At 57.0% G+C, this 13,079-nt stretch carries 12 protein-coding genes and 1 pseudogene; 11 read left to right on the forward strand and 2 right to left on the reverse strand.

Features of this window, described 5'->3' with window-relative positions:
• The first annotated feature begins 17 nt into the window (after positions 1 to 17).
• From GOV89_RS08885 to GOV89_RS08930, 10 genes are all read left to right on the forward strand, one after another.
• Positions 18 to 548, forward strand: coding sequence for an ester cyclase (locus GOV89_RS08885; RefSeq protein ID WP_171176356.1), 531 nt, complete (start codon positions 18 to 20; stop codon positions 546 to 548).
• A gap of 11 nt (positions 549 to 559) precedes the next feature.
• Complete coding sequence (gene hisD / locus GOV89_RS08890) at positions 560 to 1,900, forward strand: histidinol dehydrogenase (RefSeq protein ID WP_171176357.1); 1,341 nt, start codon at positions 560 to 562, stop codon at positions 1,898 to 1,900.
• A gap of 78 nt (positions 1,901 to 1,978) precedes the next feature.
• Complete coding sequence (locus GOV89_RS08895) at positions 1,979 to 3,043, forward strand: ester cyclase (protein ID WP_254451509.1); 1,065 nt, start codon at positions 1,979 to 1,981, stop codon at positions 3,041 to 3,043.
• Position 3,044: 1 nt separating this feature from the next.
• Positions 3,045 to 3,812 (forward strand): SDR family NAD(P)-dependent oxidoreductase, encoded by a 768-nt coding sequence (locus GOV89_RS08900; protein ID WP_171176359.1) that lies wholly within the window; start codon positions 3,045 to 3,047, stop codon positions 3,810 to 3,812.
• On the forward strand, positions 3,812 to 4,831 hold the full coding sequence (locus tag GOV89_RS08905) for a LacI family DNA-binding transcriptional regulator (protein ID WP_171237999.1): 1,020 nt from the start codon (positions 3,812 to 3,814) through the stop codon (positions 4,829 to 4,831). Before GOV89_RS08900 ends, GOV89_RS08905 begins: the two co-directional genes overlap by 1 nt.
• Complete coding sequence (locus GOV89_RS08910; RefSeq protein WP_171176363.1) at positions 4,828 to 5,802, forward strand: ester cyclase; 975 nt, start codon at positions 4,828 to 4,830, stop codon at positions 5,800 to 5,802. The genes GOV89_RS08905 and GOV89_RS08910 overlap by 4 nt, the downstream gene beginning before the upstream one ends.
• A 151-nt stretch (positions 5,803 to 5,953) precedes the next feature.
• Complete coding sequence (locus tag GOV89_RS08915; RefSeq protein WP_171176365.1) at positions 5,954 to 6,916, forward strand: cupin; 963 nt, start codon at positions 5,954 to 5,956, stop codon at positions 6,914 to 6,916.
• 102 nt (positions 6,917 to 7,018) lie between these two features.
• A complete protein-coding gene (locus tag GOV89_RS08920) occupies positions 7,019 to 8,143 on the forward strand; it encodes a cobalamin-independent methionine synthase II family protein (protein WP_171176367.1) in 1,125 nt (374 codons plus the stop codon).
• Positions 8,140 to 8,835 (forward strand): alpha/beta fold hydrolase, encoded by a 696-nt coding sequence (locus tag GOV89_RS08925; RefSeq protein WP_171176369.1) that lies wholly within the window; start codon positions 8,140 to 8,142, stop codon positions 8,833 to 8,835. The genes GOV89_RS08920 and GOV89_RS08925 overlap by 4 nt, the downstream gene beginning before the upstream one ends.
• Complete coding sequence (locus GOV89_RS08930; RefSeq protein WP_171176371.1) at positions 8,832 to 9,527, forward strand: RraA family protein; 696 nt, start codon at positions 8,832 to 8,834, stop codon at positions 9,525 to 9,527. The genes GOV89_RS08925 and GOV89_RS08930 overlap by 4 nt, the downstream gene beginning before the upstream one ends.
• A gap of 9 nt (positions 9,528 to 9,536) precedes the next feature.
• Here the strand turns inward: GOV89_RS08930 and GOV89_RS08935 are convergent.
• A pseudogene (locus tag GOV89_RS08935) lies at positions 9,537 to 10,340 on the reverse strand (IS5 family transposase).
• Between the two features lie 63 nt (positions 10,341 to 10,403).
• Positions 10,404 to 11,924 carry a trimethylamine methyltransferase family protein gene (locus tag GOV89_RS08940; RefSeq protein WP_171176373.1) on the reverse strand — a complete coding sequence of 507 codons (1,521 nt, stop codon included), beginning with the start codon at positions 11,922 to 11,924 and terminating at the stop codon, positions 10,404 to 10,406.
• 92 nt (positions 11,925 to 12,016) lie between these two features.
• On the opposite strand from GOV89_RS08940, the gene GOV89_RS08945 reads away from it, so the two are divergent.
• Entirely contained in the window at positions 12,017 to 12,925 is a 909-nt protein-coding gene (locus tag GOV89_RS08945; RefSeq protein WP_171176375.1) for a LysR substrate-binding domain-containing protein, read from the forward strand.
• Positions 12,926 to 13,079 lie beyond the last annotated feature (154 nt).

The following is a 13,079-nucleotide window of genomic DNA, read 5'->3' on the forward strand; positions in this document are numbered from 1 at the left end:
TAAAAAGGAAGAGACACATGAAGGGCTCCCGCCCCGAACAGGCCGTGCTGACCAAAGACACGGACATGAGCAAAACCGACGAGACCCGCGCCGTGATCGAGGGGATGGTCGATGGTTTGAACGACCACCGCATCGACGATATAGGCGAGTTCTTTTCGGAAGGGTTCCGCTGGCTGGGCAACCAGGGCTGCGGCACCAAAACCGGGTTGAAAGAGTTTCAGGAAAACTGGCAACGCCCGTTTCAGGCGGCGTTCTCAGACAAGACCTGCATCGACGAGGCCCGGCTTTACATGGGCGAATGGGCTGCGGCCTTCGGCCGACAGGAGGCGACGCATTCGGGCGAATTTCTGGGCATCGCCCCGACCGGCAAGCGGGTCGAAATCCGATACATGGATTTCTGGAAAGTCGTTGACGGCAAAATCGTCGACAACTGGGTGAACGTCGATTTTGCCCATGTCGCCGCACAGCTTGGCGTTGATCTGTTCAATGGTGAAGGCTGGGAAACATTTGACCGGGGAGAGAAAACTCCGCCCCGCCCCGACAATTGAGGATTAGGACAATGGCAATCGAATATCTGAAACGCGGCAAACCCGAGGCCGACCGGGCCGAAGACGATGCCAAGACCCGTACCGTCGTCGAGGCGACGCTGAAAGATATCGAAATCCGCGGTGACATCGCAGTGCGCGAGTTGTCGGAGAAATTCGACAACTACTCGCCTGAGAGTTTCCGCCTGAGCCAACGGCAGATCGACGACCTGATCGCGTCGTTGACTGAACGCGAGCTGGCCGACATCAAGTTCGCTCAGAAGCAGGTGATTAACTTCGCTCAGGCGCAACGCGACTCGATGTTGGATATCGAGCTTGAAACTCTGCCCGGTGTGATCCTGGGTCACAAGAATATCCCGGTGCAGTCCGTGGGCTGCTACGTGCCAGGCGGCAAGTTCCCGATGGTTGCCTCGGCGCATATGTCAGTGGCAACGGCGAAAGTTGCGGGCGTTCCCAGGATTATCGCATGCACACCACCTTTTCAGGGTAAACCAAACGCGGCGGTGATCGCGGCCATGTATCTGGGCGGCGCGCATGAAATCTATGTCATGGGCGGTATTCAGGCGATTGGCGCAATGGCGATAGGGACCCAGACCATCGACCCTGTTCACATGCTGGTGGGACCAGGCAATGCCTTTGTGGCCGAAGCCAAGCGCCAGTTGTTTGGCCGCGTCGGCATTGACCTTTTCGCGGGTCCGACAGAGACAATGGTCATCGCCGATGAAACCGCAGCCGATGCCGAGCTCTGCGCGACTGATCTGCTTGGACAGGCCGAACATGGTTATAACAGCCCATGTGTCCTGATCACCAACTCGCGCAAGCTGGCTGAGGAAACACTCGTCGAAATCGACCGTATCCTCGGTATCCTACCCACCGCCAGCACAGCCAAAGTCAGTTGGGAGGAATATGGCGAGATCATCGTCTGCGATACCTATGAGGAAATGCTGCAATTGGCGGATGACATCGCGTCCGAGCACGTTCAGGTGATGACAGACCGCGACGATTGGTTCCTGGAAAACATGACCTGCTACGGCGCGTTGTTCCTTGGGCCACGCACCAACGTGGCCAACGGCGACAAGGTGATCGGCACCAACCACACCCTGCCAACCAAAAAAGCCGGTCGCTATACAGGTGGGCTCTGGGTCGGCAAGTTCATGAAAACGCACAGCTATCAGAAAGTCATCACTGACGAGGCTGCGGCGATGATCGGCGAATACGGCTCGCGCCTGTGTATGCTGGAGGGCTTTGTTGGCCATGCCGAGCAATGCAACATCCGAGTTCGCCGTTATGGGGGCATTAACGTGCCCTACGGTGAAGGCGCGGCTTATCGCGAGGCCGCCGAGGCGTCTTCGTGACCGCCAGGTAACCGCCACAGAACATGCGCCCGGGATCGACCAGGTGTTACGGATTTTGAAAGAGAAGCAGATAACACAATGCGAGATGTCGCAATGGACACACATTCTACTCACAAGGCTCTGATCGCGCCCTTGCGCGAAGCCATGTACAACTTTGACGAAACCGGCGTTCGGGCCGCTTTGGGCGCTGTGGTTGCGCCTGACGCCGTCATCCACATGCCGCATCCGTTCGGTGACCTGACCGGCCCGCAGGAGCTCTACGATACCTGCTATGCGCCGCTGCTGACATCCATGCCAGATCTGGAACGTCGCGACTGGATCGTGATGGGTGGACCCACGGAACATGGCAATGATTGGATCGGCTGTGGTGGCCACTACGTTGGTACTTTCGTTGCCCCCTGGCTGGACATCCCGCCGACCGGGCACCTGACCCATATGCGGTTCCACGAATTCTACCGCTTCGAAAATGGCAAGGTTGTCGAGATCCAGACGCTCTGGGACATTCCCGAAGTGATGATGCAGGCGAAGGCCTGGCCGATGGCCCCATCACTGGGATTGGAGTTCTGCATTCCCGGCCCGGTGACACTGGACGGGATCGTGCCCGGACCGTGGGATGAGGCGACATCACAGGCCTCGTGCAACCATATCGTCGACATGCTGAACCACCTGAAGAAACACCCCAGTCAGGGTGGGCCCGAAGTAATGGAGATGGAAAAGTTCTGGCACCCGCGCATGAACTGGTATGGCCCTGCCGGGATCGGAACCGGGCGCGGCATCTCGGGCTTCCGCAACTGGCACCAGATACCCTTTCTGAACGGCATGCCCGACCGCGGTAAATTCGTTGATGAAATCACCTATCACTTCTTTGGCGATGGCGACTATGCAGCTGTGACCGGCTGGCCCGACATGATCCAGACTGTCACCCACGATGGCTGGATGGGCATTGCACCCTCTGGCAAGCGGATCACCATGCGTAGCCTTGATTTCTGGCGGCTCGAAGGTGGTTTGATCCGCGAGAACTGGGTCATGGTCGATCTGCTGGACGCATACCGCCAACTGGGCGTAGATGTCTTTGCCCGCCTGCGTGAGTTCAACAAGGCACGCGTTCCGGGCACAATTGCGTTCCCGGTCTGCGAGGTCTGATATGCCCCAATTCCCCAGCACACCCAGTTTCAAACTACGCGGCAAGCGCGCGCTGGTTGCCGGAGCCTCGTCCGGCATCGGCATGGCCTGCGCTGTGGCGCTGGCGGAACATGGTGCTGAGGTCACTCTGGCGGCGCGCCGTACTGGCGCGCTGCAGCAAATTGCAAAGGACATGTCGGCTCGGGGGTGGTTGGCAGAGGTTCTGGAACTGGATGTGTCGGACGTGGCAGCAACTTCTGAAGCCGTGGCGCAGAGCGGGCCCTTTGATATTCTGCTGAACTCGGCCGGGCTTGCCCGCCATAGCAAGGCCGTGGACACGCAGCCGGAAGATTTTGATGCCGTGATGGGCGTCAATGTCAAAGGTGCCTATTTCCTGACCCAGGCCGTCGCCAAGGGCCTGCTCGATGCTGGCCGCTCCGGTTCGTTGATCAATATCTCCAGTCAGATGGGCCATGTCGGCGGCCGCGAACGCGCCGTTTACTGCGCGTCGAAATTCGCCGTTGAAGGGTTCTCCAAGGCGATGGCGTTAGAGTTCGGGCCCGCGAAAATCCGGGTCAACACGATCTGCCCAACTTTTATCCTGACGGACCTGACGCGCGCGACCTTCGATGACCCGGACAAACGCGCCTGGATTTTGGACAAGATCAAACTGGGTCGCCCCGGTGAAATCGAAGACATCATGGGGGCTGTGGTCTATCTCGCTTCAGACGCCTCAGCGCTTGTGACCGGGACTGCGATGATGATTGACGGTGGGTGGACAGCAGACTGATGCCTGGGCAAAAGATCACATCCTTGGACGTTGCCCGTTTGGCTGGGGTCAGTCAATCTGCGGTCAGCCGGGTGTTTACGCCCGGCGCATCCGCGTCGAAGAAAACAGCTGAGAAAGTGCGCAAGGCGGCGGACGAGCTGGGGTACCGACCCAACGTACTGGCCCGCGCAGTTGTTTCTGGAAAAAGCCGGATCATTGGTTTGGTCGTGGCGTATCTGAACAACCAGTTCTACCCCGAAGCCCTGGAAAAGCTGACGAACGCGCTGCAGGAACGTGGCTATCACGTGCTGGTCTTTATGGCATCGAACTCGGCGCAGAACATCGACAAGGTGGTCGAGGAAATCCTTGATTTCCAAGTGGATGGGATCATTGCCGCGTCGGTTGCATTGTCGTCTGATCTGTCTGATCGGTGTCAGGCAGCCGGTATTCCGGTGGTGCTGTTCAACCGGGCTCAGGACGATCCGGGGATGTCAGCGGTTTCGTCTGACAATATTGCCGGAGGCCGTAAGGTGGCTGATTTTCTTCTGGCAGGCGGTCATAAGAAAATCGGGTACATTGCGGGCTGGGAAGGGGCCTCGACCCAACGGGACCGCGAAGCAGGATTTTTAGCTGCGTTGAACAAAGCGGGCGTCGCGTTGCACGCGCGCGGGGTTGGTGACTTTTCCAGCGAAAAGTCGCGCGAGGCGACCCTCGAGATGTTTGCCTCTGATCCGCCTGACGCCGTGTTTGTCGCCAATGATCATATGGCGATTGCGGTAATGGATACTCTGAGGTTTGAGTTGGGGCTGCACGTGCCCAATGATGTTTCTGTCGTTGGATATGATGACGTGGCCGTGGCTGCATGGCCCACCTATGACCTGACCACTGTGAGGCAACCCGCCAACCGTATGGTTGCCGAAACCGTGGACATTTTACTGAGCAAAATCGAAGGCCCGGACGTCGGTCCGCGCCGGTTAGAGATTGACGGACCGCTAATTGTTCGCGGCTCTGCCCGCATACCTGAAGGATGGAAGACATGAAGGGATTTGATCCCAAATTCAAAGATTTTCCCGACTATATCATCGGCATCACCAAAGAGATTTGGGAAGATCGCGGCATTGCCACTTTGCACCACTATTATGCGCCGGACATTGTGGTGCGTTCGCCCGCTTCGGTTGTGGTTGGCAATCAAGGGGTTATCGCCGCCACGATGGCGACTCTTGCCGAGTTTCCGGATCGTACATTGCTCGGCGAGGATGTGATCTGGTCGGGCACACCGGAAGAGGGCATGCTGTCGTCGCACCGGCTGCTGTCCACGGCAACACATTTGGGCGACGGCGTTTATGGCAATGCAACCGCTAAAAAGCTGGTTTATCGCATTCTCGCCGACTGCCACGCTATCAACAACCAGATCAACGACGAATGGCTGATCCGCGACCAGAGCGCGATCGTCCAGCAGATGGGTTGGGATCCCAAGGAATATGCCCGCGACCTGATCGCACGCGAAGGCGGACCCGACGCCTGTGTTCAGCCCTACACGCCCGCAAACGATCAGCCCGGTCCTTATAAAGGCCATGGCAACGATAATGAGTGGGGCCAGAAATACTCTGAGATCCTGACCCGGATCATGAATGCCGATATGGGTGTAATCCAGGCAGAGTATGATCGCGCGGTCCTTTCGGAATATCCCGGCGGTACCACGGGGCATAGTTGGGGGCCAGTGGATCGGTTCTGGATGGGCCTGCGCGCCTCTTTCCCGAACGCAGAATTCAAAGTTCAGCACCAGATTGGCCGCGACGATCCGATGATGCCCCCGCGTGCCGCGATCCGTTGGACGCTGCACGGCAAGCATGACGGTTGGGGCGTCTTTGGTGTGCCGACAGGGGCCGAGGTTTTTGTGCTGGGTATCAGCCAGGCCGAATTCGGTCCCTGGGGTTTGCGCAAGGAATACACCCTGTTTGACGAAACCTCGATCTGGAAACAGATTCTGCTGAAAACCGGCGATCTCTAGAATGCCGCACCGTATCTCAAATCTGGATACCGGGCAGGCGTTACGGCGGTTCCACGCCCATCGCGCCAGCCTGCGCGCCCGGCGGCTGAACAATCGCCCGCCGGGAGGTTTGGTTTGATCCGATCAAACGCAAATCAAAAGGAAAAAAGATATGAGTACAATTCAAAGCCGCATCGTCCGTTATGGCGAGCTGAAACCTTGTAAGACCGCGTTCATCGATGCGCACACGCCAGGCTCGGACCAGAAAGAGAATTTTACCATCATCGGCGGCGGCGTCAGCGAAAGCCCCGATCAGCACGTCCACATCACCGACAAGATCGGGTTCAACATCGGAGCAGCGGGACAACCTCCGAAATGCCGCAACTCGCTGCACAGCCACACCACAGCCGAGGTCTTCTTTGTTGCGAAAGGCCGCTGGCGGTTCTTCTGGGGTCGATACGGGACCGCAGGAGAGTTTATCGCCGAGGAAGGCGATATCTTCAACATCCCGACAGGCATCTTCCGTGGGTTCGAGAATGTCGGCCAGGACTATGGCATGATCATGTCGATGCTGGGCGGCGATGACGCAGGTGGCGGTGTGACCTGGGCTCCGCAAGTTATTCAGGACGCGCAGGCCCATGGCTTGGTTCTAGGCAATAACGGGGTGCTCTATGACAGCAAAAAGGGCGAGGAATTGCCGCACAACGTGCAGCCCATGCCCTTGTTAACCGAGGAAGAGATGAAAGCGTACCCCGAGGTTCCCGTTGATGCGGTGATCGGCAAATATGTCGCCCGGTACTGGGACCTGATGGCGTTGGCGGCGGACAAGCCGGCGGTCGTGATTGGCGAAAATGGTCTGATCAAGGACAAGCCCGGCTTTGAGGTGGATTTCCTGACACGCGGTTCCGCCGTTTGTAAACAGGTCATAGCGAAAAAACCTGTGGTTCTGATGCCGGCCAGCGGTCATTGGCGCATCAAAATCAATGAGGTCGAAACCACCCTGTCCAACGGTGATACCGCGCTGGTTCTGCCCGGTGAAAGCTACAGCGCCGAGCCGTCGATGACCGGCGAAGCGGGTCTGTACCGTATCACTGCCACCGACGATCCGGCTGGCGCAACCTGGACAGGGGCATAACGCCAAAATTGCGTCTCCCGAAATCAATCGGGACATGCTCAGCACATCCTGCGCCCGGTTTCCGGCCCGGCGCAGGAACAAGATTTGAAGGGAGATGAATACATGACCCGCATTTCAACCACCCATGTGGGAAGCCTGCCGCGCAGTCAGGAGGTTGTTGACTTCATCTTCGCACGCGAGCGAGAGGAACCGTTCGATCAAGCCGCATTCGATGCCTGTATGACCGCCGCAGTGTCTGAGACGGTGCGCAAACAGGCCGATGCCGGAATTGATATCGTTTCAGACGGCGAGACCTCAAAGATCTCATATGCCACTTATGTAAAGGACCGCTATACCGGCTTTTCCGGTGACAGCCCACGCAACGCGCCGGCGGACCTCAAGATGTTTCCGGGTTTTCTGCAGCGTTTGGCAGATGACGGCGGAACGCCGCAATATGCGCGGCCCATGTGCGTAGGTGAGGTGCGCTCGAAGGGGCAGGGCGAATTGCAGAAGGACATAGATAATCTCAAGGCCGCGATGGCGGAACACGGGGTTGAGCGCGGTTTTATGAATGCCGCCAGCCCTGGGGTGATTTCCCTGTTTTTGCAGAATGATTACTACCCAACGCGTGAGACTTATCTGGTCGCGCTGGCCGACGCGATGAAGGAAGAATATGAGACCATCGTTGGTGCGGGTTTGGATTTGCAACTCGATTGTCCTGACCTCGCGCTGTCTCGTCATATGCTGTTCAATGATCTTTCTGACAATGAATTCGTGAAAATCGCCGACATGCATGTTGAGGCGTTGAATCACGCGCTGCAAAACGTCCCTTCTGACAAAGTGCGTGTCCATATTTGCTGGGGCAATTACGAGGGGCCGCATTGCTGTGACATCGGCATGGACAAGGTGTTTCCAACGCTGATGTCCACCAAGTCCCGCTATGTTCTGTTTGAAACTTCGAACCCGCGACATGCGCATGAATGGACGGTGTTCCGCGACAGCAAGGATGAGATTCCCGATGACAAAGTTCTGGTGCCCGGTGTTGTCGACACCACGACCAACTTTATCGAACACCCGGAACTGATCGCGCAGCGTGTTGAGCGGTTTGCTAACATTGTTGGGTCTGAGCGGGTGATTGCCGGATCGGATTGTGGCTTTGGCACTTTTGCTGGCTTTGGCGCGGTCGACCCGGATATCGCCTATGCCAAGCTGCGTGCGCTTGCTGAAGGGGCTGCATTGGTTAAATGACGCCTCTTATCCTTCTGCCCGGCATGATGTGCGATGCGCGGTTGTTCACCCCGCAGATTGACGCGCTGTCAGGCAAATACCCGATCCTGTCTGCACCCATTGGCGGACAGGACACGATACAAGCGCTGGCCGCCGATGTACTGGCCTATGCGCCTGAACGATTTGCTATGGCCGGGCTCTCTATGGGCGGCATCGTGGCGATGGAAATCCTACGTCAAGCACCGGATCGTGTGACTGGTATAGCGTTGATGGACACCAACCCGATGGCAGAGATGGACGAGGTCAGGGCGAGGCGCAGTCCTCAGATCGATGCCGTCGAACGCGGCAACCTGCACAAGGTGATGGCCGAAGAGATGAAGCCGAACTACCTGACTGACGGCCCACGCCGCGCCGCCATTCTGGATTTGTGCATGGATATGGCCATGGGACTTGGGCCGGGCGTTTTCATTAATCAATCCAATGCTCTGCGTGATCGCCCCGATCAGAGCAATACCCTGCGGGACTTTACCGGCGCAGCACTGGTTCTGTGCGGGCGCGACGATGCCCTGTGTCCCGTCTCAAGGCATGAGTTGATGCACGATCTGATGCCGCAGAGCCGGTTGGAGATTATCGAAAACGCCGGCCATCTGCCTACACTGGAACAACCGCAACAAACCACGGCGGCTCTGACCCGCTGGCTGGAGCTGATATGAAACAATCCCTGCTGGACCTGCTGAAAAAGGTCGACACGCCGACTGTTTGCAACGCCATCGAAGTGGCCCAGGGCAAGCGCGGATTCAATGATTTTACCCGGGGCACAATGCTGTGCTCTGATCCCGATGCAGGCGCGATGGTGGGATATGCCCGCACCGCTAAGATTGCCGCCGTGAATCCGCCGACCGAGGCCCCCGACGTGATCCGCGCGCGCCGAATGGACTATTACCGGCACATGGCCTCGGGCAGTGGCCCATCTGTGACCGTTGTGGAAGACACGGACTACCCCAACTGCATCGGCGCTTATTGGGGTGAGATCAATACGACCGTACACAAGGGTTTCGGCATCAGCGGCGCCCTGACCAACGGCGTGATGCGAGACCTCGGCGACCTGCCGGATGGATTTCCGGTAGTTGCCGGGTCTGTCGGGCCAAGCCACGGATTCGTGCACGTGAAAGAAGTTGGCACACCGGTGACAATCTACGGCCTTGTGATCAAAGATGGAGACCTTGTGCATGCCGACCGGCATGGTGCCCTTGTTGTCCCACCCGAAGTGGTGGACGATCTAGAGCAGGCGATCATCAAGCTGCTTGAAACCGAAAAACTGATCCTTGAACCCGCCCGCGCAACAGGGTTCGATTTCGACACTTTTGAAAAAGCATGGACGGCGTTCGAAGCCTCTCGGACTTAGGGGCAGAACTCATAGCCAATAGATGACCATACCGGCGAGAGTGATGGCTGAGAGGAAGACTGTGAGACACCTGTCGTACCGCGTCGCGACACGCCCCCAGTCCTTCAATTCAATCTGCCAAACATGATCTCAATCCGATTGCGCGTTTGTAGCGGCGCATGTCGTATCGGACGGTTGTTTTGCGCTGTTTGCGTCCTGGGATACACACGCGTATCCCTTGGATTTTTAGCCCTTCTCTGAACCAATCGGCATCATAGCCGCGATCAACCTGCAACTATTCGACATTTGGCAGACTGCTGACAAATGCCCTAGCACAAATGTAGTCGCTGACCTGACCAGCAGTGAAGAACAGGTTCAAAAGGCGTCCCTGACTATCACAAACTGCATCCAACTTTATGTTCATGCCGCTCTTGGTGCGCCCGATCAGAAGTCCAGGGCCTCTTTTTCACGGCAAGACTGGAAGCTGTGCGATGGACTTTCAGGTGTTTAGCATCGATCATGACCGTCTTTTCTTCGCCGTGGTTGGCAGCCAAGCCAACCAAAATCCGGGCAAAGATACCTTTGTCACTCCACCGCTTCCAACGATTGTAGAGCGTTTCCAGGGCTTTCGCGGCCCCCTTGGGGCCGCGGTCCCCTTCAACTGTGTGGTCCATATTTCCTGGGTTCATTGCGCGAACGTAACCCGCTGCGGTTGACGAGGATAATCCCACTCAAGGCACGCCTGTCATCAACGCGAGGTTTGTCATGAGACTCTGGGTAGAACGGCGCCAGACGCGCCATTTGCTCGTCGCTCAACCAGAAAAGATCAGATATGTTCACCGCTTGTTTTGAACGCGATGAATCACGCAGCCAAACGGAAATCAACGGGTCCTGAGCCTAATACCATGCATCTGGGATTTCCTCTTTACGGCGCGCAACATAGGCGGCCAACTCTTCTTTTTTGGCCTCATCCATCGCGGGCGGTTCGTATTCGTTTAGCATCTGGTTCCAGCGCTCATAAGCGCGATGACGCATGTCTTTCGAGCCACCTTCTTCCCAGCTTTCGACATTCTCACTGTCGCTGAGTTTCGGCTCATAAAATGCCGTTTGATAGTTACGCATGGTGTGGGCACAGCCCAGGAAGTGACCTCCGGCTTCAACCTCGTCATAGGCGTCGCGGGCCAAGGCTTCGTCACTGGTGTTCAGACCCTGACCCAGCACCTTCTGGTAAGATCCCAGTCGATCGGCATCCATGATCAACTTTTCAAAGCCGGTGCACAGCCCGCCCTCAAGCCAGCCCGCGGAGTGCAGTACAAAGTTCGCTCCGGCCAGCATTGTGGAATGCATAGAATCTGCGGATTCGTAGGCGGCCTGCGCATCTTCGATCTTCGAGGCGGTCAGCGATCCGCCGCAACGCAGTGGTAGTCCGGCACGGCGCGCCAACTGGCCGATCGCATAGTTGGAAATCACCGGTTCGGGCATGCCAAAGGTCGGTGCACCGGATTTCAGCGACATTGATGAAAGGAAATTTCCTAGTACGAAAGGCGCACCCGGGCGCAGCAATTGCACGTAGGCACAGACCATCATCGCCTCGGCCATGGCCTGGGCCACGGATGCGGCCGTCGAGACCGGCCCCATGGCACCGGACAGGATGAAGGGCACTACAATCAAACCCTGACCGCGGGTCGAATAGACGCGGGCCGACTCTGTTACCACCCGGTCCACCAAGAGCGGTGAGTTCGTGTTCACGTTACCCATTATGACGCAGTTTTCTGCCATCACGTCGGCCCCAAAAACGATCTCGGCCATCTCGACGCTATCCTGTGCGCGGCTCATCTCGGTAATGGCGCCAAGATGCGGCTTGTCGCTGAGGGTCATGTGCGCGAACAGCATATCGAGGTGCCGTTTGCTGACCGGAACGTCACAGGGTTCGCAGGTGACAAAACCGCCATGATGCAGGTTTGGATGCATATAGGTCAGCTTGACCAGCTTTTCGAATGACTCAAGATCGCCATACCGGCGCCCGCCCTCAACGTCGCGTACAAAGGGCGCGCCGTAAATCGGAGCAAAAACCTGGCTCATCCCGCCAATCTGAACGGACCGTTCAGGATTTCGCGCCAGTTGGGTGAATTCGCGTGGAGCCTTGGCACAGAGATTGCGTATCCAATCGGACGGCGCGCGCACGATGTCTTTGTTGACGGTTGCACCTTCGCGCTTCCAAAGTTCCAGCGCCTCTGGGTCGTCGCGAAAGGCGATGCCGACATCTTGCAATATCCAATCCACCTGCTCCTCTAGCCGGGCGATCTGATCCTCGTCCAACACGTCGTAATGAGGCAGTGTTCGGCGAATGAAGGGAGACGGAGCAGCGCCGGTTTGCACGGCGTTTCGTGCCCTTGATGTGCGTGACCTACGAGCCATTGGACCCCTCTTTAAGCAAGTACGTAGAAAATAGCTTTCGAATCCGCCTTTGTGACGCTTAAAATAATATATGATTTGGATAAGTGGAGCTTATGCAAAACCTCTGGTCTCATTTTTCTTCACCGCGTCATCTGGTATATTTCGAAGCGGCGGCCAGAACGGAATCCTTCACGAATGCCGCGCAGGAACTAAATGTTCAGCAACCTGCAGTGAGCATGACAATCAAACAATTGGAGGTGTCATTGGGTGTTGTGCTCTTTGAGCGTAGCCACCGAAAGATCACTCTCACCAATGCTGGAAGCCGTTTGTTTTCAGATGTGACCCGGGCGTTTACCCAATTGGAACAATCCGCAGCATCGATCCGACAATTCGCAAGCAGCGACCATGTCACCCTCAGCGCATCGTCTGCCTTCAACAATTACTGGCTTTTGCCGCGCCTTGGTTCGTTCCAGCAAAATCACCCTGAAATCGACTTGCGTCTGCAATCGAGTGATCGGGAATCCGATCTTAGTGTTGAGACGATTAGTTTGGCCATCCGTCGTGGCAATGGATCTTGGCCGGAATGCGAATGCGCTTTAATTGCCGAAGAAGTGATATACCCGGTCGCCGCGCCCCGCGTGATGGCTGCGGCCGTAAACCTGAAAAACGTACCGGGGTTACTGAGCCAACGTTTGATTCACTTGGAGGAACCGATCCGCGAACGACCATCCTGGCAGCAGTGGTTTCACGAATTTGGTGTTAAGGACATGCCGCCAAGTGGCGGGCTGAGACTGAATGATTACGCTCTTGTGTTGCAGGCCGCCATTGCGGGCGAGGGGTTTGCCTTCGGTCGGCACCACCTTGTCGATCCTTTCGTGAGAAAGGGCTTGTTGGCGGGGCGTCCCGAATGGGCCTGGAAAACTGGAAACGGGTTTTATCTGGTTTGGTCCAAGATCGGGTCGTTGACGCCCAAAGCGGAAACCGTTCGTGACTGGGTGCTGAAAAACCGGCAACCCATCTGACCGGCGGGCATGCCGGAGTTTACGTCAATACATTCATCCTAAAGGTTTGGATTGGAGATCACACTCGGACTGACCCGCGGTTCTTGGATTGGCCAAACTGTGCGGCTGCTTTGACGTTTGTTGGATAGCCAGGGACGTATGCTGCCATGCCGTC

This window comes from Ruegeria sp. HKCCA5763 (assembly GCF_013034545.1).
GTDB lineage: Bacteria > Pseudomonadota > Alphaproteobacteria > Rhodobacterales > Rhodobacteraceae > Ruegeria.

Coding starts and splice junctions, on each gene's coding strand:
- GOV89_RS08885 (WP_171176356.1), top strand. CDS start 18: ATGAAGGGCTCCCGCCCCGAACAGGCCGTGCTGACCAAAGACACGGAC.
- hisD (WP_171176357.1), top strand. CDS start 560: ATGGCAATCGAATATCTGAAACGCGGCAAACCCGAGGCCGACCGGGCC.
- GOV89_RS08895 (WP_254451509.1), top strand. CDS start 1,979: ATGCGAGATGTCGCAATGGACACACATTCTACTCACAAGGCTCTGATC.
- GOV89_RS08900 (WP_171176359.1), top strand. CDS start 3,045: ATGCCCCAATTCCCCAGCACACCCAGTTTCAAACTACGCGGCAAGCGC.
- GOV89_RS08905 (WP_171237999.1), top strand. CDS start 3,812: ATGCCTGGGCAAAAGATCACATCCTTGGACGTTGCCCGTTTGGCTGGG.
- GOV89_RS08910 (WP_171176363.1), top strand. CDS start 4,828: ATGAAGGGATTTGATCCCAAATTCAAAGATTTTCCCGACTATATCATC.
- GOV89_RS08915 (WP_171176365.1), top strand. CDS start 5,954: ATGAGTACAATTCAAAGCCGCATCGTCCGTTATGGCGAGCTGAAACCT.
- GOV89_RS08920 (WP_171176367.1), top strand. CDS start 7,019: ATGACCCGCATTTCAACCACCCATGTGGGAAGCCTGCCGCGCAGTCAG.
- GOV89_RS08925 (WP_171176369.1), top strand. CDS start 8,140: ATGACGCCTCTTATCCTTCTGCCCGGCATGATGTGCGATGCGCGGTTG.
- GOV89_RS08930 (WP_171176371.1), top strand. CDS start 8,832: ATGAAACAATCCCTGCTGGACCTGCTGAAAAAGGTCGACACGCCGACT.
- GOV89_RS08940 (WP_171176373.1), bottom strand. CDS start 11,924: ATGGCTCGTAGGTCACGCACATCAAGGGCACGAAACGCCGTGCAAACC.
- GOV89_RS08945 (WP_171176375.1), top strand. CDS start 12,017: ATGCAAAACCTCTGGTCTCATTTTTCTTCACCGCGTCATCTGGTATAT.